Here is a 21222-nt window from a genome sequence, read left to right as displayed (position 1 = left end):
CAAAAGCCCCTAATCTGGACCGCGGGCTCCCGGTTCGATCCAGCGGGTCGCCGGGACCGACAGAAGGGAACACGCAGGTGGACCAGACGGACCAGGCGCCGAGCGCCGCCGACCTGCTGCTGCGCACCGGGGTGTTCCTCACCCGGTCCGGTTCCACCGAGGACCTCCGCGCGGTGTTCAAGGAGGGCGGGCGCGAAGGGGACGTGTTCTACCGCGACCGCTGGAGCCACGACAAGGTCGTCCGCTCCACGCACGGCGTCAACTGCACGGGCTCCTGCTCGTGGAACGTGTACGTCAAGGACGGCATCATCACCTGGGAGACCCAGGCGACCGACTACCCGTCGGTGGGGCCGGACCGGCCCGAGTACGAACCGCGCGGGTGCCCGCGCGGGGCCGCGTTCTCCTGGTACACCTACTCGCCCACGCGGGTGCGGTTCCCGTACGGGCGCGGCGTCCTCGTCGAGATGTTCCGCGAGGCCAAGGCCCGCCTCGGCGACCCGGTCGCGGCGTGGGCCGCGATCACCACCGACCCGGAGCGGCGCCGCCGCTACCAGTCCGCGCGCGGCAAGGGCGGGCTGGTGCGCATCACCTGGGACGAGGCGATCGAGATCGCCGCGGCCGCGCACGTGCACACCGTCGGCGCGTACGGGCCCGACCGGATCGCCGGGTTCTCGCCGATCCCGGCGATGTCGCAGGTCTCCCACGGCGTCGGCGCGCGGTTCGTGAACCTCATCGGCGGCTCCATGCTCTCGTTCTACGACTGGTACGCGGACCTGCCGGTCGCCTCGCCGCAGGTCTTCGGCGACCAGACCGACGTGCCCGAGTCCGGGGACTGGTGGGACGCCGCCTATCTCATGCTGTGGGGCTCGAACGTGCCGGTCACCCGCACCCCTGACGCGCACTGGATGGCCGAGGCCCGCTATCGGGGCCAGAAGGTCGTCACCGTCGCCCCCGACTACAACGACGCCGCGAAGTTCGCCGACGAATGGCTCGCCCCGCACCCGGGCACCGACGGCGCCCTCGCGATGGCGATGGGCCACGTGATCCTCAGGGAGCACTTCGCGGAGCAGCGCACCGAAGCGTTCGACGCGTACGTGCGCAAGTACACCGACCTGCCGTTCCTGGTCGAGCTCGTCGAGCGCGGCGGCACGCTGGTCCCGGGCGGGTTCCTGCGGCGCGACGCCCTCCCGGGGGAGGAGCCCTACGCGGAGTGGAAGCCGGTGTTCATCGACGACGGCACCGGAGAGCCGGTCGCCCCGAACGGCACGCTCGGGCACCGCTGGGACGAGGACCGCCCCGGCCGCTGGAACCTCGACCTCCAGGGCGTCACACCGCGGCTCTCCCTCTACCGTGACGGCGGCGAGAACGCCGCGATCGCGCTGCCGCGCTTCGACAGCGCTGCCGGTACCGCCGCCGGTCCCGTCGACGGCGCCGGCGGGGGTACCGCGGTGCGCGGCGTCCCGGTCCACCGGGTCGCGGGCCGCCTGGTCACCACCGTGTTCGACCTGCTGCTCGCCCAGTACGGCGTCGCCCGGCCCGGCCTGCCCGGGCAGTGGCCCACCGGCTACGACGACGCGGACGAGCCGTGCACGCCCGCGTGGGCCGAATCGCTCACCTCGGTGAAGGCCGAGCGGATCGCGCGCATCGCCCGCGAGTTCGCCGCCACCGCAAGGGACTCGGGCGGGCGCGCGATGATCGTCCTCGGTGCGGGTACGAACCAGTGGTTCCACGGCGACACCATGTACCGCGCGTTCCTGACCCTGCTGCTGCTCACCGGCTGCCAGGGCAGGAACGGCGGCGGCTGGGCCCACTACGTCGGCCAGGAGAAGTGCCGGACCCTGACCGGTTGGGCCGCATACGCCTCCGCGATGGACTGGACCCGCCCCGCCAGGTTCACGGCCTCCACTCCGTACTGGTACCTGCACACCGACCAGTGGCGCTACGACACCTACGACGCCGGCGCGCTCACCTCGCCGACCGGCCCGGGCGAGCTGTCCGGCCGCCACACCGCCGACCTCGTCGCCGCCTCGGCCCGCATGGGCTGGATGCCGTCCTACCCGACCTTCGACCGCAACCCGCTCCTCCTCGCACAGGAGGCGAAGGAGGCCGGCCTCGAACCGGGCGCGTACATCGCCCGCGAGCTCGCCTCCGGGGACCTCCGGTTCGCATGCGAGGACCCCGACGCGCCCGAGAACTGGCCCCGCGTCCTCACGGTCTGGCGCGCGAACCTGTTCGGCTCCTCCGCGAAAGGCGACGAGTACTTCCTCAAGCACCTGCTCGGCACCCAGAACGCCGTCCAGGGCGAGGAGGCCGCGCCCGACCGGCGGCCCGCCGACCTCGTATGGCACGGCCGGGCTCCCCAGGGCAAGCTCGACCTCCTGCTCTCCCTCGACTTCCGCATGACCAGCACGACGCTGCTCTCCGACCTCGTGCTCCCCGCCGCCACCTGGTACGAGAAGCACGACCTGTCCACAACGGACATGCATCCGTTCGTCCACGCCTTCTCGCCCGCGATCGACCCGCCCTGGCAGGCCCGCACCGACTTCGAAGCGTTCCACGCCCTCGCGCAGCGCTTCTCCGAACTCGCCGAAGACCACCTCGGCACCGCCGTCGACCTCGTCGCCGCCCCGCACCAGCACGACACCCCCGGAGAACTCGCGCAGCCCGGCGGCACCGCACCCGACTGGAAGGCCCGGGGCGCACTCCCCGTCCCCGGAAGGACCATGCCCGCCATCATCGCCGTCGAACGCGACTACACCGCCGTCGCCGCCAAGATGGGCGCGCTCGGGCCCCTCGCCGAGACCAAGGGCCTCCCCGTCAAAGGCGTCTCCTTCACACCCGACGTCGAGATCGGATGGCTCGGCGAGCGCTGCGGCACCGTCGCCGAAGGCCCCGCCGCAGGCCGCCCCCGCCTCGACACCGACGTCAAGGCCTGCGAGGCGATCCTCGCCCTCTCCGGCACCAGCAACGGCCGCCTCGCCGCCCAGGGCTTCCAGCGCCTCGCCGCCCGCACCGGCACCGACTTCGGCGAACTCGTCCACGGCTCGGCCGAGCGCCGCGTCGTCTTCGCCGACGCGCAGCGCGGCCCCACCGCCGTCGGCGCCAGCCCCGAATGGTCCGGCAAGGAGGCCTACGACCGGCGCTACTCGCCCTTCACCATCAACCTCGAACACGACAAGCCCTGGCACACCCTCACCGGCCGCATGCACTTCTACCTGGACCACGACTGGATGCACGAGTTCGGCGAGGCCCTCCCGGTCTACCGGCCGCCCCTGAACATGGCCGCGCTGTTCGGCGAACCCGAGATCGGCCCGACCGGCGAGAAGGCCGTCGCCGTCCGCTACCTCACACCGCACTCCAAATGGTCCATCCACTCCGAGTACCAGGACAACCTGCTCATGCTCACCCTCTCGCGCGGCGGCCCGAACATCTGGATGAGCCCGCAGGACGCCGACGCCATCGGCGCGAAGGACAACGACTGGGTCGAGGCCGTCAACCGCAACGGCGTCGTCGCCGCCCGACTCGTCGTCTCCCACCGGATCCCGCACGGCACCGTCTTCATGCACCACGCGCAGGAACGCGTCGTCGACGTCCCCAAGACCGAGACCACCGGCAAGCGCGGCGGCATCCACAACTCGCTCACCCGCCTCCTCGTCAAACCCACCCACCTCATCGGCGGCTACGCCCAGTTCTCTTACGCGTTCAACTACATCGGCCCCACCGGCAACCAGCGCGACGAGATCACCGTCGTCCGCAAGCGCACCACGGAGGTCCACTACTGATGGCACGCATCGGCAAGGTCATGGCCCAGGTCGCCATGGTCATGAACCTCGACAAGTGCATCGGCTGCCACACCTGCTCGGTCACCTGCAAGCAGGCGTGGACCAACCGCTCCGGCGTCGAATACGTCTGGTTCAACAACGTCGAGACCCGTCCCGGCCAGGGCTACCCGCGCCGCCACGAGGACCAGGAGCGCTGGCAGGGCGGTTGGAAGCGCACGGCCGCAGGCAGACTCAAACCCCGCGCGGGCGGGCGGCTCAAGAAGCTCGCCACGATCTTCGCCAACCCGAAGATGCCCGCGATCCAGGACTACTACGAGCCCTGGACGTACGACTACGAGCACCTGGTCTCGGCCCCGCTCGGCGACGACATCCCCGGCGCGCGGCCCCGCTCCCTCCTCTCCGGCGACCCCATGCAGATCAAGTGGAGCGCCAACTGGGACGACGACCTCGCCGGCGGCGAGGAACTCGGCTCGCAGGACCCGATCGTCCAGAAGATCGGCGACAAGGTCCGGTTCGAGTACGAGCAGTCCTTCATGTTCTACCTGCCGCGCATCTGCGAGCACTGCCTCAACCCCAGCTGCGTCGCCTCGTGCCCGTCCGGCGCCATGTACAAGCGCGCCGAGGACGGCATCGTCCTCGTCGACCAGGACCAGTGCCGCGGCTGGCGCATGTGCGTCACCGGCTGCCCCTACAAGAAGGTCTACTTCAACCACAAGACCGGCAAGGCCGAGAAGTGCACGCTCTGCTACCCGCGCATCGAGGTCGGCATGCCCACCGTCTGCTCCGAGACCTGCGTCGGGCGCCTGCGGTACCTCGGCGTCGTCCTCTACGACGTCGAGCGCGTCGGCAAGGCCGCCGCCGTCAAGGACGAGCGGGACCTGTACGCGGCCCAGCTCGACGTCTTCCTCGACCCCGGCGACCCCGACGTCCAGGCGGCCGCGGCCCGCGACGGCATCCCCGCGCGCTGGATCGAGTCCGCGCGCCGGTCCCCGGTGTACCAGCTGGCCAAGCATTTCGCGGTCGCACTGCCGCTGCATCCGGAGTACCGGACGATGCCGATGGTCTGGTACATCCCGCCGCTCTCGCCCGTCGTCGACGCCCTCAGCGAGACCGGCCACGACGGCGAGGACGCCGGGAACCTGTTCGCCGCCATCGACGCCCTCCGCATCCCGGTCGAGTACCTCGCGGAGCTGTTCACCGCGGGCGACCCGGCGCCGGTGAAGCGCGTGCTCGCGAAGCTGGCGGCGATGCGCTCGTACATGCGCCGCATCAACCTCGGCCAGGCGCCCGACGAGGCCATCGCGACCGCGGTCGGCATGACCGGCGCCGACGTCGAAGCGATGTACCGCCTCCTCGCCGTCGCCAAGTACGACGAGCGGTACGTCGTGCCGACCGCGTACGGCGTGGACGAGGCCGACCGCGGCGTCATCGAGGAGATCGGGTGCAGCCTCGACTTCGAGGGCGGCCCCGGCATGGGAGGCATGGGCGGCGGCGCTCCCTTCGGCGAGGCGTCCGGCAGGCCCCAGGCGGCCGCCGTCGAGAACTTCCACGCCCTGCGCGACCGCCAGACCAGCGACGGCCACACCGGCCCGCCCCGCCGCGTCAACCTCCTCAACTGGGACGGCAAGGGCCGCCCGGCCGGCCTCTTCCCCGAACGCGACCAGAAGGCCGGCACCGCACCGGCCCGCGACCCCGAGAGCCGCAACCCCGAGAACAAGGAGCCACAGTGAACGAGACCGCGGTCGTCCGCCAAGCCGCCGCCATGCTGCTCACCTACCCCGACCAGCGCTTCTACGACCGCCTGCCCCTCGTCGCGGCCGCAGCCGCCGAGCTCGGCACCGCCGCCGGCCGAGCGCTGGCCTCCTGCTGCGACCACGCCGCGCGCACCCCCGCCCTCCGCCTCGGCGCCGAGTACGTCGAGACGTTCGACCTCAAACGCAAGCGGTCCCTGCACCTGACCTACTACACCGACGGCGACACCAGGCGGCGCGGCCACGCGCTGGCGAGCATCAAGGAGGTCTATCGCGCCTGCGGCTGGACGCTCGACGCGGCCGAGCTCCCCGACCACCTGGCCGTGGTCCTCGAATTCTCGGCCAGGGGGGATGCGGCGCAAGGAGAGCGCCTACTCGTCCGCTTCCAGCCGGGCATCGAGCTCCTCTGGGCCGCCCTCGGCGAACGCGGGAGCCCGTACGCGGCCGTCCTCGACGCCGTGGCCGCCACGCTCCCGCCTCCGGACGAGGCGCGCCGCGAGGCCGCCCGCCTCGCCGCCGCCGGGCCGCCGACCGAGGACGTCGGCCTCGACCCCTACGGGAAACCGCGGAGCGGCGCCGTCCTCCTGGGGATGCCCGCGAAGGCGGGAGCCGGGCGATGACACCGTCGGCACTGGACTACCTGCTCTGGGGCGCACTGCCGTACGTCGTCCTCGCCGTCCTCGTCGGCGGCACCGTCTGGCGCTACCGCTACGACCGCTTCGGCTGGACCACCCGCTCATCTCAGCTCTACGAGTCCAGGCTCCTGCGCATCGCCAGCCCGACGTTCCACTTCGGACTACTGGTGGTGATCATCGGCCACGTGGTGGGCCTCCTGATCCCCGAGCGCTGGACGGACGCCGTTGGGATCACGGACGACGCGTATCACGTGACCGCGCTGTCGCTGGGCGCCCTCGCGGGGGTGACCACGCTCGGCGGCATCGCCCTGCTCATCTGGCGCCGCCGCACCACCGGCCCGGTCTTCAGCGCCACCACCGTCAACGACAAGGTCATGTACCTGGTGCTGGTGGCGGCGATCCTCGCGGGCCTGGCGACGACGCTGCTCTCGGCGGTCGCGGGCCTGACCGGTGCCCCGGAGGTCGACTACCGCGAGACGGTCTCGGTCTGGTTTCGGAGCGTCTTCGTGCTCCAGCCCGACGTCGCGGCGATGTCGGCGGCCTCGGGCGCCTTCAAGCTCCACGCTCTCATCGGTCTCGCCCTGTTCGCCCTCTTCCCGTTCACCAGGCTGGTCCACGCCTTCAGCGCCCCCGTCGGGTACCTGTTCCGGCCCTACGTGGTCTACCGGTCCCGCGACCGGCGGCCGACCGCGGCCACCCGGCCGATCCGCCGCGGCTGGAGCTGAGCCGCGGCAGCGTCCGCCGGGATGGTCGAACGGCGCGGAGCCGGCCGGGCCGTCAAGGGAGGCGCAGTTCCACGGCCGCCAGGCGCTCCGGCTCGGCGAACGCCTCGATCGCGGCGATCCTGTCGCCCTTGAACGACACCGTCAGCACCAGCCGCAGCTTGCCGCGCGGCGCCAGGACCACGCCGACGTCGCCGTTCAGCAGCACCGCCTGGGTCCACTGGCCCGCACCGGAGAACGCCTCCGCGATGGCCCGGGCCCCGAACATCTCGGTTCCCGCGCCCAGCAGTCGCGCCGCCTCGTCCGGCCGGTACGTCGCCTCCGGGTCGAGCATCGACAGCAGCGTCGCGAACTCGCCGTCCCGCGCGGCCTGCATGAACGCGTCGACCGCACGGAAGCGCCGCAGCCGGTCGCCGGCATCCGCCTCGCCCTGGTCGCGGACCCGCCGCCGGGCGCGGCTGGCGATCCGCTGCGTGGTCTCCGGGCTGCGGTCCACGATCGGCGCGATGTCGGCGAACGGCACCGCGAACAGGTCGTGCAGCACGAACGCCAGCCGCTCGACCGGCGACAGCGCCTCCATGACCACCAAGAGCGCCAAGCCGACCGAATCGGCCATGACCAGCTCCGCCTCGGGATCGGACCGCCGGAGCAGCCGCACCGCCGGCTCGACGGGCCGCTCGTCGAGCGGATCCTCGCGCCGCGACTTGCGCGACCGCAGCAGGTCCAGGCACACCCGGCTCACCACCGTCGTCAGCCAGCCCCGGAGGTTCTCGACCCCGCTCACGTCCGCGCGAGCGGCCTTGATCCACGCCTCCTGGACCGCGTCCTCGGCTTCGCTCAGCGAACCGAGCATCCGGTACGCCACCGCTCGCAGATGAGCGCGGTGCTCCTCGAATCGCTCGGCCGACAACGTTCCTTCGTCCATCTGTCTGGTTTCCCCGTCGCCATCCGTCAACAGCAGTAAGGAACGAGATCGTACGCCGACCGGCCGCAACGGCAGGCCGGTCGGGCGGCGGACCCGTTCCACATGAAGGCCCGACCGACTATCACTGCAAAGGAACCGACCATGAACACCGTCCTCTGGATCCTCACCGGGCTGCTCGCCGCGGCGCTCCTCGTCAGCACTTCGAAGGCGTTCGTTCCCAGGGAGAAGATCGCCTCGGCCGGTCCGACCGCCGAATGGGTCCTCGACTTCAGCCCCGCCGCGCTGCGAGGCATCGCGGCCCTCGAATTCCTGGCCGCGATCGGTCTGATCCTCCCCGCGGTCCTCGGCATCGCCCCGGTCCTGGTCCCTGTGACGGCCACCTGCGTCGCGCTCCTGTTCGTCGGTGCGACCGCCGTGCGCCTGCGCCGCGGCGAACGCAAGACGGTCGTGGGCGACCTCGTCTACCTGGCGATCGCGGTCTTCATCGCCATCGGCCGCTTCGGCCCCTGGGCGTTCACGAGCTGAGCGCCCACCGGGAGCCGGTGGCGCCGTCCGGCGCCACCGGCTCGGGTTCACCAGTTCTTGACCGCGGGCTGCCTCGTCGGGACGTTGAGGCGGTTGAAGAGGTTCGTCATGCCGATCATCAGCAGGATGGCGGCGAGGGCCTCTTCGTCGTAGTGTTTCGCGGCCTCGAGCCAGATCTCGTCGGTGACCGCGTCCGGCCGGTCGGCGATCCGGGTCGCCGCCTCGGCCAGCGCCAGCGCGGCGCGCTCGGCCTCGGTGAACAGCGGCGATTCGCGCCAGACGGCGACCGAGTGGAGCCGGTCGTCCGTCTCGCCCTTCTGCTTCGCCTGCTCGACCCCGAAGACGACGCATCCGGCGCAGCCGTTGATCTGGCTCGCGCGCAGGTGCACCAGTTCAAGCGTGCTCTCGGGCACGTCGGCCGCGACGATGGCCTTGTTGAGCGCGCCGATCGCCTTGTAGGCGTCGGGGAGCACCATTGCGGGGCTGGTCATGCGAGCTTCCATTGACTTCCTCCGTGTTCTCGTCCGGATTCGCTTGCACAGCGTTGACGGACGGAAGCGAAGGAACCAGACGGATTCCCGAAGGATATTTTCCGACCGAATCCCCGTGCCGACTCGTGGCCGGCGATCACGAGTCCTTCGCCGGTTGCGGTGCCCCCGTCCGCCGGTGGCCGTTCCGGTCCGGCAGTGCGACGCGGCCTGCGAGTGGCGAAGCGCGACAGGACCCGGGAGCGTCCTGGGCCGGCGGCCGCCCGCCCGTGCGGTGCCGCGGCATGAGGAGTTCTCGGCTGCTGCGGATGCTGTAGGGTTGCGGCTGGTGTGCCGGGAAGTCTGGTCGGCGAACGCTGTCGTCGACCCGAACGGAGCCCATCCGTGCCCACCGCCACCAAGGAGCCCTGGAAGTCCCCGATCTGGCGGGACCAGCCCACGTTCCTGTACTCGCGCAAGCCCCTCGCCCGCTGGGTCGGGCGCCCGGCCGCCGAGTTCCTCAAGATCGAGCCCGCCGCCGGCGTGGTCCTCGTCGTCTGCGCCGCCGTCGCGATGCTGTGGGCGAACTCGCCGTGGGCCGCCTCCTACGAGTCCCTGTGGGGCCTGGACATCTCGATCCACGTGGGCGACTTCGAGCTGCACCACTCGCTGCGGGACTGGATCAACGACGGCCTGATGGCGGTCTTCTTCTTCGTGGTCGGCATGGAGATCAAGTCCGAGATCGTCTCGGGCGAACTGCGGCAGGTCCGCAACGCGGTCGCGCCGGTGGCCGGCGCCATCGGCGGCATGGCCGTTCCGGCCCTCATCTTCGCGGCGTTCAACGCCGGGGGAGAAGGCTCCGGAGGCTGGGGCATTCCCATGGCCACCGACATCGCCTTCGCCGTGGGCGTGCTCGCCCTCTTCGGCTCGCGCATCCCGTCGGCGGCGAAGGTGTTCCTGCTGACCCTCGCGATCGTCGACGACCTCGGGGCGATCGCCGTCATCGCGATCTTCTACACCGACGACCTGTCCATGCCCTGGCTCGCCGCCGCAGGCGTCATCCTCGCCCTCGCGATCGGGCTCCGCCTGCTCAACGTGTGGTCCGGCCCGGTCTACCTCGTCATCGGCGTCGCCCTGTGGCTGGCGACCCTCGAGTCGGGGATCCACGCCACCGTCGCCGGTGTCGCCATGGGCCTGATCATCTCCGCCAAGCCGCTGCTGGACCCCGATGCGGCCCACGCCAAAGCGCAGGAGCTGGCGAAGCAGGGCCTGACGGTCGAGGAGACCGAGCAGCTCGTGCGGCTCACCAGGGACGCGCAGCCGCCGACGCACCGCCTCCAGCACGAGCACCACCCGTTCTCCTCGTTCGTGGTGCTCCCGCTGTTCGCGCTCGCCAACGCCGGCGTCGCGCTGTCCGGCGACCTGCTGGCGACCGCCGCCACGTCGGCGGTGACGCTCGGCATCGTGCTCGGCCTGGTCGCGGGCAAGACGATCGGGATCACCGCCGCCACCTGGCTCGCGGTCAAGACCGGGGCCGGGCGCCTTCCCGAGGGCACCGGCTGGCCGCTGCTGACGGGCATCGCCGCCGTCGCGGGCATCGGCTTCACCGTCGCGCTGTTCATCACCGAACTGGCCTTCCACGGCGCCGAGACGGCACTGCTCACCGATGAGGCGAAGATCGGCGTCCTCGCCGGGTCGGTCGCCGCCGCGCTCATCGGCGCCGCGATCGTCGCCATGACCGCACCCAAGCGGAGCGCCGGCACCGCCGACTGAAGGGCGGGCCAGGCCCCCCGTCCGCCGCGACGCGTCGAACCCGCCGTCGGTCGACGGGTTGTTGACGGAATATTGACGGGATCGCTACGGCGTCCCCGCGGCGGCCCGCAGCCCGCGTCGGACTCGCCGTCCGAGGCCGTGACCTGGTGTTCCACGCTCGGACGGCAGCTGCGAGGCCGTCCGGGCGGCGGCCCGGTCGCGGTTATCGTCCAGGAGTGATCCGATCGCTGCAGCACCCGGCCAGGCTGGTGCCGTTGGCGTTCCTGGCGCTCATCCTCGCCGGCACCGGGCTGCTCATGCTCCCGGTCGCGACCGAGGACGGCCGGGCCGCGCCGGTGCTGACGGCCCTGTTCACCGCGGTCTCGGCGGTGTCAGTGACCGGCCTCGTCGTGGTCGACACCGGCACCTACTGGTCCGGTTTCGGCGAGGCGGTCGTCACCGCCCTCATCCAGATCGGCGGGTTCGGGATCATCATGGCCGGCACCCTGCTGGGCGTCCTGGTCCTCGGCAGGCTGCGGCTGCGCGGCCGGCTGCTGGCGCAGTCCGAGAACAGCTCGGTGCGGCTGGGCGACGTCCGCACCCTGGTCGGCCAGATCGCGCTGCTGACCGTCGTCGTCGAGGCCGCCACCGCGGTCGTGCTCGCCTTCCGCTTCCGCATCCACTACGGGTACGGGGCGGCCGACGCGGTCTGGCACGGCGTGTTCCACTCGGTCGCGTCCTTCAACAACGCCGGATTCGGCCTCGAGGCCGACAGCCTCATGGGGTTCGTGACCGACCCGGTGGTCACGTTGACGGTCAGCGCCGCGGTCATCATCGGCGGCATCGGGTTCCCGGTGATGGTCGAAGCACTGCGCAACGCCCGCAGAGCGGCCCGACGGGGAAGCGGACGCGGCCACGCCAGGATCGCGTGGTCGCTGCACACGCGCATCACCGCCGTCATGACCGGTGTCCTGCTCGCGGTCGGGTTCGCCGGCTACGCGGTCCTGGAATGGCGCAACCCGGCGACGCTCGGCCCGCTCGGTGCCGGCGACAAGCTGCTGGCGGCGTTCGTGGCCGGCACCCAGCCCCGCACCGCCGGGTTCAACAACCTCGACGTCAGCGCGCTCACCCCCGAGACGCTGCTGCTGACCGACGCGCTCATGTTCATCGGCGGCGGCCCGGCCGGAACCGCGGGCGGCATCAAGGTCACGACGTTCGCGCTCCTGGCGGTCGTGATCTGGTCGGAGATCCGCGGCGAGCCGGACGTGGCCGTCTTCGGCCGCGCCATCCCCGCGGAGACGCAGCGCCAGGCGCTCACCGTCGCGCTCCTGGGCGTCGCCGCCGTCGCGATGGGGACCGCGGTCATCATGGTCGACACCGGCTTCGGCCTCGACCGGGTCCTGTTCGAAGCCGTCTCGGCGTTCGCCACCGTGGGCCTGTCCACCGGGATCACCCCCGACCTGCCGCCGGCCAGCCAGATCGCGGTCATCATCCTCATGTTCATCGGCCGCGTCGGGACCGTCGCCGTCGCCGCCGCGCTCGCCCTGCGCACCCGCCGCCGCCTCTACACCTTCCCGGAGGAACGGCCCCTGGTGAGCTGACCGGCACTTGACACCCCAGAATGTTAGGGACTAACATTCTGGGATGAGTGCGAAACGCCTCCGGACCCGCGAGCGCCTGAGCGAATGCGCGCTCGACCTGTTCGAGGCCCAAGGCTTCGCGGCCACCAGCGTCGCGCAGATCGCGAACGCCGCCGGCGTCACCGAGATGACCTTCTTCCGCCACTTCGGCAGCAAGGAGCAGGCGGTCCTGACCGACCCCTTCGACCCGGCCATCGCCGAAGCCGTCGGGGCCCGGCCCGCAGCCGAAGCACCGGTGGCCCGGGCCGCCCGCGGCCTCCGGGCGGCGCTCGCGGCACTGTCCGAAGCGGACCTTGAGACCGCCCGCCGCCGCGTCCGCATCGTCGCGGCGACACCCGAGCTCCGCGGGGCCGCAGCAGTACAGAACGAGACGACCGCCAAAGCCATCAGCGACCGGCTGAGTGCCGACGGCGCCGAACCGCTCGCCGCCCGCGTCGCCGCCGCCGCAGTGCTCGCGGCCGTGACCGCGGCGCTCTACGCCTGGGCCGAGGACGAACGCACGAGCCTGACCGCGGCGATCGCCACCGCACTCGACACCCTGGAGCACGGCAATGGTTGAGCGCCTTGCGATCACCGGTGCCGTGCGCGCCTACGGCGCCGAAGCCGGCGTCCTCGGCGCCTCCCTCGACGTCGCCGCCGGCGAAGTCCACGCCCTCATCGGCCTCAACGGGGCCGGCAAGACCACCCTGATGCGGGCCGCCCTGGGCATGGTCCGGCTCGATGCCGGCATGATCCGGATCGGCGGCGCACCGCTCGAGCGGCTGCCGACCGCCGCCTGGGCCCGGGTCGGGCACCTCATCGACCGCCCGTTCGCGTACCCCGACATCGACGCCGCCGGGAACCTCGCCATCGCCGCCCGCCTGCGCGGCATCCCGTCAGCGGACACCGCCGCGCTGGCTCAAGCGGTGCTCGAGGACTGGGGACTCGCCCGCTACGGGCCGGTCAAGGCCGCGAAGCTGTCGAAAGGCAACCGGCAGCGGCTCGGCCTCGCCGCCGCGCTGCTCGCGGGACCCGACCTGGCGATCCTCGACGAGCCCACCGACGGACTCGACCCCGTCGGCGTGATCGCCCTGCGCGAGGCCGTTCGCCGCCTCGCCGGGGCCGGTGCGGGCGTGCTGGTCTCCAGCCACCACCTCGACGAGGTCGCGCGCATCGCCGACCGGATCTCCGTGATGAACCGCGGCCGCATCATCGGCGCCCTCGACCCCGGCGGCACCGACCTCGAGCGGACCTTCTTCGCCCTCGTCCTCGACGACGACGTCCAGCGGACTACGTCATGACCGGCATGGCAGCGGTCCTTGAAGTCGAGGCCCGCAAGGCCGCGGCCGCACTCGTGCTGCGCGTCGGCGGCGCGGCCCTGGCGGCGGGCACGGCCGTCCTCGCCGCGGTCCTGGCCGCGGCGGTGCGGTCGGGGAACGAGCAGGTCACCGCCAAGCTCGGCGTCTTCGCCGCGGCCGCCGGCTGGGATCTCCTCGTCGTCGTCGCCACGCAGGTCGTGGGCGCCGGCGCGGTGCTCGCGTTCGGCGTCACGCTCGGATGGAGCTTCGGCCGCGAGTTCACCGACGGCACCGTCAACGGCCTCACCGCGATCCCGGTCTCCCGCCCGGCGATCGTGGCCGCCAAACTCATCGTCCATCTGGTGTGGACGGTCGCCGTGGCGTCGGCGCTCACCGGGCTCGTGACCGCGGCCGGCCTCGCCGCCGGGCTCGGCGCCCCTGACGCGCATGCCGCGGCGTCACTGATGCGGCTCTTCGCCCTCACCGTCCTGTCCGGCCTGGTCGCGACCCCGGCGGCCTGGGCCGCAACGCTCGGCCGCGGACCGCTGCCCGGCGTCGCCGCGGCCATCGGCCTCATCGTCGCCGCCCAGGTCGCCGTCGTCGCATTCCCGGCAGGCGGCGCATGGCTGCCGATCGCCGCGCCCGCCCTCTGGGCGATGCGGCCCGAGGCGGTCACCGCCGCCCAACTCCTGCTCACACCGGCGTTCGCCCTCGCCTTCGCCGCCCTCACCGTCGCCTCGTGGCGGCGGCTCCAGCTCGACCGCTGATTCTCGAAGCGCTGCGCCGCGGCGTACGACCGGCTTCCAGGTGCCACCGCTCGGCGTACGCCCGCCGGCGGCGACCAGGACCCGTGCGGTACTCGGCCCCCGCTCACCGCATCGACGTGGATGACCTGGGTCACGGCCTGTCACGTCCGACGGTCTCGCCGGTGTCTTGGGGGCGTGACCGGGCCGTCGACCCCCAAAAGGGTCGCGACCGGCAAGGGCTGTTGCATCAGCCCCGACACACCGAATCCGAACGCCCGTCAACAAGGAGGACCCGTGCACACGACCGCAAACGCCCCGGCCGCAGGCCGAACCGCTGACCCGGTGACCGGGAGCGGCACCTGGAAACGGCTGCGCCCCATCGCTTTCTGGACCGCGACCTTGATCATCGTCGGCGAGCTGGCCGCCGGATCGGTGTGGACCCTGGCGACGATCGACTGGATCGAGGTCCAGGCGGCGCACCTCGGCTACCCCCACTACTTCCCGTACATCTCGGGTGTCGCGCAGGTGGCCGCCGCCATCGCGATCATGGCGCCGCGGCTGCCGCTCGTGAAGGAATGGGCGTACGCGGGCACGGGCTTCCTCTGGACGGGCGCCGTGATCTTCCATCTGACCCTCGGCGACGGCCCCAAGACCTGGCTGCCGCCGCTCATGTTCGCCATCTTCGGCGCGATCTCCTGGGCACTGCGGCCCGCCGACCGCCGATTCCCCGAGACCCGACTCCCGCAGCGGGCCGCCGCCGAACCAGCGGTCCGCATGCGCTCCTGGGAGACCCGCCCGCGAGCCTGGGCGCTCCCGGTCGCCGTCCTCGTCATCATGTTCACCGCCTCCATCGCCACACTGCCCGCCGCCGACGCGATCACCCGCGAGTGGGCCGTCGAGTACGGCTGGATCACCGACTAAGGCGGTTCCGCAGAGCGCCTGCTCGACCAGGCCGACGCCGAACTTGTTCCAGTGCAGAACCTGACCACCGCAGCCGGGTCGACCCGACCCGCGGGTCGCCGCCGGCCCGACTCCACGGAGGCGCCGATCTGATTCCCAGCTTCCGTCGAGCCGGTCTTCATACGTTGAGCACATGCGCAATGACACATCGAATACGAATGTGAGTCCCAGCAGGGCACGCCACCGCCGCTGGGTGCCGCCGGCGGCGGTCGCGTTCACCCTGGCGTGGGTGGTCCTCGCCGTCGCAGTCAACCGGGCACTGCCGAACCGGGAGCCGGTGCCTCCCGGCGACGCCGTCGAGGTCGGGGGCGCCGTGGTGACCGATCTCGAAGGATGGACGCTCGACACCGCCGCAAGCGACCTGGCGCAGCAGATCGTGCTCGACAAAGGCGACCAGGTGCTGCTCATCTCGTACCACGGCTTCGGCCGCGAAGCCTCCGGCGACGACGCATGGCAGGGCTTCGAGCACCTGCTCAGCGCCTCGACGGCCCGGGAAGGCGGGATCGCCCTCGGCGACCGCGAGCCGCTCCAGGTCGAGGGCGCCGCCCAAGGCGAGTGGAGCGGCCTCCACGTCGCCGACCGGGCCGGAGCCGCCTTCGTGGTCACCGCCGACGACGGCCTCGAAGCCGTCGAGGGCACCGTCCTCGGCCCGCTCCAGTCCTCGAACACCGATATCGATGCCGCACTCGCGGTCGTCCAGTCAGTGGAGCTCCTCTCGAACATGGAGGTGTTATGACGAATGCAGTCTTGGCCGCGACACCCGTGACGGCGGTGCGACGGCCGCCGGTCCGCGCGGCCTCCCTCGGCTTCTGGGTGTTCAGCGCCTACCTGCTCTTCGGAGCGTGGACACTGTGGAAGGACTTCGGCGCGATCGCCGGTGCCTTCCCCGCCGTCACGGCCGTGAACCTCCTCTTCCTCGTCGTCACCTCGACCGTCGGCATGTGGCTGGCCCGGCGCGTCCTGCGCCCGGTGCAGGCTCCGCCTCTCGCCGCGTCCTGGCTGGCCGTCGGCTGGGGCGCCCTCGCCGCCACCGGCCTGGCCCTCATTCTCAACAGCCTCAACCAGTCGACGCTCTCCGAAGCGGCCGGCCTCCAGTTCGCGGGCCGCTGGGGTGCCGCCCTCACCGCCCCGATCGACGAGGAGACGGTGAAACTCCTCGGCGTCGTCCTCCTGGCCGCCGTCTCGTCGCGACTGGTCCGCAGCGCCGCCGACGGACTGGTGTACGGCGCGCTGGTCGGCCTGGGCTTCCAGGTCGCGGAGAATCTCGTCTACGGGTTCAACCAGGTCGCCGCCACCGGCGGCGTGGGTTCGGCGGGCTCGGCCTTCGACGTGCTGGTCATACGGGTGCTCGGCACCGGGTACGGCTCGCACTGGGCGATGACGGCCGTCGCCGGGGCGGGCATCGGGTACTTCGTCGGCGCCGCGGGTCGACCGCGCTCGCGGCGGCTCCTCGTCGCGCTCGGAGGCTTGGCGCTCGCGATGGCCATGCACTTCCAGTTCGACAGCCCGTTCCTCGACGGGACGGTGTGGGAGTCGCTGCTCAAGCCGGCCGTGAACCTCGTCGTCGTCATGGTCGCGTTCGTGCTCGTCCGTCGCCGCTTCCTCGCCCGCTGGAGGGAGGTCTGCGCCGAAGAGACCGTCTCGGGTGCGCTCCGAGCGGGCGAGGCGCAGGTCCTTTCACAGCGGCATGCGCGGCGCAGGTCCTTGCGTCGCATTCCGTCGCCTGCGCGCTCGGCGGTCAAGCGGCTCCAGACCGCGCAGCTCGACCTCCTCGAGAACCGGGTTCCCGACATGGAACCGCCCGGAGCGGCCGAGCAGCTCCGCGCGGCGATCGCCGAGCGGCGCGCCGCGATCAGATGGGCGTGACCGGTCCGGTCCGCGGACGGTTCCGCGTTCGGACGGCCCTGCGGCCGACGGCGAGTACCGCGTCCTCTCCTGAGGCACGGTTCCCGCCGCCGGCCGCGGCGTGTGCGCCAGAGATGCGGCGGCGACGCCGACATGCGGTACCGAGCACCTCTACTGCGCGGCGCCCCGCCGCCGGCGATCGCGGTCAAGGCCGGCGGGAAGCGAATCAGCGTTCGCAGTCGAAGCCGCCCGTGCCCCCGGCCGCCGCGGTGTCGTTGCCCCGGAGCAACCCCGCCGCCTTCCGGCAGAACCGCACGGCGACATTCGTCCAAGACGGGCAGCCGTCCTACCGTGCATCATCGCCGCATGACCGAGTACGAATCCGAGTACCTGCACGGGATGCTCGTGGCCCAAGCTGGCCCGCCGCAGGCACCGCCGCTGCTGCTCATCCACGGAACGGGCGCCTCAGGAGGCTTCTGGAACCCGATGATCCCCGCGTTGGCCGAGCGCCACCGCGTCATCCGGATCGACCTCCCCGGCTGCGGCCAGTCCCCGCCCGCGCGCTCGTACGACGTTCCCGCGCAAGCGAAGCGGGTGGCGGCGATGCTCGACGACCTCGCCCTCGGCCCGGTCATCGCGGCCGGGCACTCCAGCGGCGGGTACATCGCCACCGCCCTCGCCGAGCAACGCCCCGAGCTGGTGCGGTCGCTCGCGCTGGTCAGCACCGGCCCGAGCCCCGATGCGCTGCTGCCGCAGCCGCTCATCCTCCGGGCGCTGCCGGCCCCGCCGCTCGGTCCGCTCCTCTGGTCGCGACGCTCGGACGCGATGATCCGCAAGGGACTGAGAGCCACCTCCGCCGGCCCAGTGGATCTCCCCGACGACCTGGTGGCCGCCGTCAGAAGCACCTCGTATCGCGCGTTCAGGGCGTCGCTGCACCAGAACGGCGCCTACATCACCGAGCGGAGCGTGCCCGAGCGTCTCGCCGGCCTCGGCGTCCCGGTGCTGGTGATCTTCGGCGCCGCCGACCCTCGGTGGGACCCTGCGTCGGCGCACCGATACGAGGCGGTGCCGGCCGCGCGCATCGAGCCGCTGCCGGGCGTCGGGCACCTGCCGCTCCTCGAAGCACCGGAGCGGACCGCCAGGCTGCTGCTCGACTTCACGGCCGCGGAGCACTGAACCCGCACGGTTGTCCCGCCGACGTCTAGACTGGTCACGTGCTGCCTACCGGAACCCTCGACTGGGCGCACGTCGACGTCGCAGTCCCGCACCCGTCGCTCAGACTGCCGGGCATCACCATGGCCGGCTTCCGCCACCGCGCCCCCGCGACAGTGGACATCGCCATGGTCGCCCACCCCTCCGTCACCGTGCTCGTCGATCTCAGCGACGAATCCGAGCTCGTCTATGACGTCCGCGGACGGCGCGAACGCGGCAGTGTCGTCGCCGGACTCGCCCCCGGCGACCTTCGCGCGATCGGCCGAGGGCACGGCTCGTGCCTCCAGATCCGGCTCGACCCGGTCGCCGCGGCCGGAGTGCTCAGCGCCGCATCCGAACTCAACGGGACACTGGTCTCCCTGAAGGAGATCTGGGGCCGCGACGTCGAACGGGCGGAGGACAGGCTGCGCGCCGCCGCTTCGTGGAGCGAACGGTTCACGATCGCGGCGGACCTCCTCCGCTCGCGGCCGGCCGCCCGTCCACCGGTCGATCCGGAGGTCGCCCACGCCTGGAACCGGACCCTGACCGGCCGAGGACGGGTCCGGGTCGAGCGCCTGGCCACCGAGGTCGGCTGGAGCCGCAAGCGCCTGTGGTCCCGCTTCCGCTCCCAGCTCGGCATCACGCCCAAACGCGCCGCTCGACTCGTACGCTTCGACCACGCCGCCCACCTGCTCGCGGCCGGACGCCCCGCCGCCGAGGCCGCCGTCGCCGGCGGCTTCGTCGACCAGTCGCACCTCCACCGCGAGGTCAAGGCGTTCACCGGCCTCACGCCCGCGGTCGTGGCCGCTGCCCCGTGGCTCGCGATCGACGACGTCGCCTGGCCGACCCGGGCACCGGTCTCGTCCGGCTGAGCGGATGCCCCTCGCTTGACTGTGACGGCGGGGTATTCGCCTTCCGGTGAGCGCGGAGCCGGACTCGCGAGGGGAATGACCCGCGCGTCCTGCTCGACCTCCCGGCAGACTCCCCGTGTGCCCGCTCCCGAGGGGAGGGGCCCGGGCAGGACCACCGGTCGCCGCCGTCACAGATCGTTGGCGGCGGCCCGAACGATCGGCGACGATGGGGCCGTGAACGAGAGCCCTCTGCTGAAGCTGCGCTTCTCGGTCTGGCTGATGCCGGTCTGCGGCGCACTGTTCGCGCTCGTCGCGCTGGTCATGATGCTCATCGTGCCCGACCTGACCTTCGAGGGCCTCGCGCTGCTCGGCTTCGTCGGAGCCCTGTCCCTCGCCGGCGTCCTTCTCGGCGCCCTCATGCTCCCGTTCACCTGGATGCGCCTCATGGAGGACCGGGTGATGTACCGGGGCCGCAACGGCTGGGAGGCGCCCGTCAGGCTCGAAGCGGGCGACAGGTGGGTCATCGCGGGCAACGCCGTTTGCGCCCAGCGGGCCGACGGAACCCTGACGAAGACGCCGATCGCCAAGTGGAACACCGCGAAACGCGACTGGCGTCGACTCCAATCGCTCCTCCCCGCCGTGGGCGACCGCTGAACGGTCGTGACATCGAGCCGTGAACGACACCGTGTCCTACCAAGATCGACGAATGCTCAAAGCGGCCTCACGAACTTCCCCGATTCGCAGTCGGCGACGCCGGACGCGAGGCGCCGGGACGGGCGTCAGACCCAGACGAGCACTGCCAGTCCGGCCAGGGTAGCGGTCGTCGCGAGGAGGGCGCCGGTGGCGATGAAGCGGCCGAGGCGGACGTCGAGGCGGGGCGCCGCCGGGTCCGAGCGGCGGCCGGCGACCAGGTCGAACCACAGGAGGGTCGCCATCGAGGCCCACGGCAGGATCAGCGGCCCCGCGTTGGTGCCGATGAGCAGCCCCAGGAGCACGTCTTCGCGTCCGGTGGGCACGACCGACTCGACCGCGGTGTACGCGGGAAGGTTGTTGACGAGGTTCGACAGACCGGCACCCGTGAGGCCCGCCCGGAACACGGCCGCGTCACCCGTCCCCGCGCCGATGAGCGCCGAGACGGCTTCGGCACCGCCGTGGCGCATGAGCGCGGGCACCACGAGGAACAGTCCGGCGGTGAGGGTGATGAGCCGCCACGGAATGAGCTCCCAGGAGAGCAGGTCGCGGCGGCGGCGCAGACAGTGGACGAGCAGGAGACCGGCGGCGGCGGTCGAGACGACCTGAATGGGCACGTCGGCGACCACGGCGGCCACGAACCCGGCGCACACCGCGGCCGACGTCGCCAGCAGCCGCCGGTCGGCGACGGCGGGCAGTGCGCCCGGCACGACATAGCGCTCGCGTTCGCGGTGGCGGCGACGCCAGAAGCACCACCAGAGGCACAGGGCGGTGACGGCGAGGACGGCCAGTTGCGGCGCCCACATGCGCGCAGCGAACGGCACCGGGCCGAGGCCGATCCGGTCGGCGGCGAGCAGGTTGGTGAGGTTCGAGACCGGCAGCAGCAGGCTCGCGGTGTTGGCGAGCCACACGGTGGTCATCGCCAGCGCGAGCGCCGGCGCGCGGGTGGCGGCCGCGAGGGCGAGCATGACGGGGGTGAGGAGGACGACGGTGGTGTCGAGGTTGAGGAGCATGGAGGTCGCGGCGGCGAGGGCGAAGCAGCAGGCGAACAGGGCGGCATGGCTGCCGCGTCCGAGACGGGCGAGGGCGACGGCGGCGATGTCGAACAGTTGCGAGGCCTGCACGATCGCGACCATGACCATGACGGTGCCGAGGAAGAGCACGAGCGGCGCGACGCGGGTCAGGTTGGCGACGGCTTCGGCCGTCGGCAGCGCGCCGGTGCCCCAGGAGAGGAGGCCGGCCGCGAGGATGCCGAGGCTGACGAGATCGAGCCGGTCGAGGCGGGGGCGGCGCCTGGTGGGCGTCGGCGCGGTGGCGGTCGTGGTCACGGGCCAATGGTAGGGACCCCGGCGTCGGTGGCCCACGAAATGAGACGAGCGGCGGGCCGCGACCGCATCACACGCACGAGTGCTCCGGCCGCTCGCCGCCGCCCGCTCTTCCCCTGGTGCGGGCCGAGACCCGGG

General features: G+C 72.2%; 19 protein-coding genes. 16 read left to right on the top strand and 3 right to left on the bottom strand.

The window, feature by feature from the left end; translation table 11 throughout:
- Positions 1-77 precede the first annotated feature (77 nt).
- The 4 genes from GFD30_RS01500 to narI are packed head-to-tail and all read left to right on the top strand — an operon-like array spanning position 78 to position 6893.
- Positions 78-3782, top strand: a complete 3705-nt coding sequence (locus GFD30_RS01500) for a nitrate reductase subunit alpha (protein ID WP_322632824.1) — start codon at positions 78-80, stop codon at positions 3780-3782.
- Positions 3782-5512, top strand: coding sequence for a nitrate reductase subunit beta (gene narH, locus GFD30_RS01495; RefSeq protein ID WP_153023428.1), 1731 nt, complete (start codon positions 3782-3784; stop codon positions 5510-5512). The genes GFD30_RS01500 and narH overlap by 1 nt, the downstream gene beginning before the upstream one ends.
- Before the next feature lie 32 nt (positions 5513-5544).
- Positions 5545-6153 carry a nitrate reductase molybdenum cofactor assembly chaperone gene (gene narJ / locus GFD30_RS01490; protein WP_153023508.1) on the top strand — a complete coding sequence of 203 codons (609 nt, stop codon included), beginning with the start codon at positions 5545-5547 and terminating at the stop codon, positions 6151-6153.
- Positions 6150-6893, top strand: coding sequence for a respiratory nitrate reductase subunit gamma (gene narI, locus GFD30_RS01485; protein ID WP_153023427.1), 744 nt, complete (start codon positions 6150-6152; stop codon positions 6891-6893). Before narJ ends, narI begins: the two co-directional genes overlap by 4 nt.
- Positions 6894-6945: 52 nt before the next feature.
- On the opposite strand, the gene GFD30_RS01480 is transcribed toward narI, so the two are convergent.
- A complete protein-coding gene (locus GFD30_RS01480; RefSeq protein WP_322632822.1) occupies positions 6946-7917 on the bottom strand; it encodes a sigma-70 family RNA polymerase sigma factor in 972 nt (323 codons plus the stop codon).
- A gap of 39 nt (positions 7918-7956) precedes the next feature.
- Here GFD30_RS01480 and GFD30_RS01475 point away from each other — a divergent pair, with 39 nt between their 5' ends.
- A complete protein-coding gene (locus GFD30_RS01475; RefSeq protein WP_153023426.1) occupies positions 7957-8340 on the top strand; it encodes a DoxX family protein in 384 nt (127 codons plus the stop codon).
- A 47-nt stretch (positions 8341-8387) separates the two neighbouring features.
- Here GFD30_RS01475 and GFD30_RS01470 read toward each other — a convergent pair whose 3' ends face one another.
- Positions 8388-8843: a carboxymuconolactone decarboxylase family protein gene (locus GFD30_RS01470; RefSeq protein WP_153023425.1), complete on the bottom strand. Its 456-nt coding sequence runs from the start codon at positions 8841-8843 to the stop codon at positions 8388-8390.
- A gap of 369 nt (positions 8844-9212) precedes the next feature.
- On the opposite strand from GFD30_RS01470, the gene nhaA reads away from it, so the two are divergent.
- The 11 genes from nhaA (at position 9213) to GFD30_RS01415 (ending at position 19723) form a co-directional block, all read left to right on the top strand.
- Positions 9213-10580, top strand: a complete 1368-nt coding sequence (gene nhaA / locus GFD30_RS01465) for a Na+/H+ antiporter NhaA (protein ID WP_322632821.1) — start codon at positions 9213-9215, stop codon at positions 10578-10580.
- Positions 10581-10795: 215 nt separating this feature from the next.
- The gene (locus GFD30_RS01460; protein ID WP_322632820.1) at positions 10796-12160 is read left to right on the top strand and encodes a TrkH family potassium uptake protein; all 1365 of its coding nucleotides are present in this window, start codon (positions 10796-10798) and stop codon (positions 12158-12160) included.
- A 43-nt stretch (positions 12161-12203) separates the two neighbouring features.
- Positions 12204-12758: a TetR/AcrR family transcriptional regulator gene (locus tag GFD30_RS01455; RefSeq protein ID WP_153023424.1), complete on the top strand. Its 555-nt coding sequence runs from the start codon at positions 12204-12206 to the stop codon at positions 12756-12758.
- A complete protein-coding gene (locus tag GFD30_RS01450) occupies positions 12751-13479 on the top strand; it encodes an ABC transporter ATP-binding protein (protein WP_153023423.1) in 729 nt (242 codons plus the stop codon). Before GFD30_RS01455 ends, GFD30_RS01450 begins: the two co-directional genes overlap by 8 nt.
- On the top strand, positions 13476-14243 hold the full coding sequence (locus GFD30_RS01445) for an ABC transporter permease (RefSeq protein ID WP_153023422.1): 768 nt from the start codon (positions 13476-13478) through the stop codon (positions 14241-14243). The genes GFD30_RS01450 and GFD30_RS01445 overlap by 4 nt, the downstream gene beginning before the upstream one ends.
- A 273-nt stretch (positions 14244-14516) precedes the next feature.
- Positions 14517-15143: a DoxX family protein gene (locus tag GFD30_RS01440; protein ID WP_194201810.1), complete on the top strand. Its 627-nt coding sequence runs from the start codon at positions 14517-14519 to the stop codon at positions 15141-15143.
- A 199-nt stretch (positions 15144-15342) separates the two neighbouring features.
- On the top strand, positions 15343-15918 hold the full coding sequence (locus GFD30_RS01435; protein ID WP_153023420.1) for a hypothetical protein: 576 nt from the start codon (positions 15343-15345) through the stop codon (positions 15916-15918).
- On the top strand, positions 15915-17048 hold the full coding sequence (locus GFD30_RS01430) for a PrsW family intramembrane metalloprotease (RefSeq protein WP_153023419.1): 1134 nt from the start codon (positions 15915-15917) through the stop codon (positions 17046-17048). The genes GFD30_RS01435 and GFD30_RS01430 overlap by 4 nt, the downstream gene beginning before the upstream one ends.
- A gap of 345 nt (positions 17049-17393) precedes the next feature.
- Complete coding sequence (locus tag GFD30_RS01425; protein ID WP_153023418.1) at positions 17394-18203, top strand: alpha/beta fold hydrolase; 810 nt, start codon at positions 17394-17396, stop codon at positions 18201-18203.
- 119 nt (positions 18204-18322) lie between these two features.
- Positions 18323-19090 (top strand): AraC family transcriptional regulator, encoded by a 768-nt coding sequence (locus GFD30_RS01420; RefSeq protein ID WP_153023504.1) that lies wholly within the window; start codon positions 18323-18325, stop codon positions 19088-19090.
- Between the two features lie 213 nt (positions 19091-19303).
- Positions 19304-19723, top strand: coding sequence for a hypothetical protein (locus GFD30_RS01415; protein WP_153023417.1), 420 nt, complete (start codon positions 19304-19306; stop codon positions 19721-19723).
- 125 nt (positions 19724-19848) lie between these two features.
- Here GFD30_RS01415 and GFD30_RS01410 read toward each other — a convergent pair whose 3' ends face one another.
- Positions 19849-21087: an ArsB/NhaD family transporter gene (locus GFD30_RS01410; protein WP_322632818.1), complete on the bottom strand. Its 1239-nt coding sequence runs from the start codon at positions 21085-21087 to the stop codon at positions 19849-19851.
- Positions 21088-21222: the final 135 nt, after the last annotated feature.

Source organism: Glycomyces albidus (assembly GCF_009451885.1).
In the GTDB taxonomy this organism is placed as follows: Bacteria; Actinomycetota; Actinomycetes; order Mycobacteriales; family Micromonosporaceae; genus Glycomyces; species Glycomyces albidus.
Note: the sequence above shows the minus strand (reverse complement) of the source record. Positions and strands in the feature narration are given on the sequence as shown.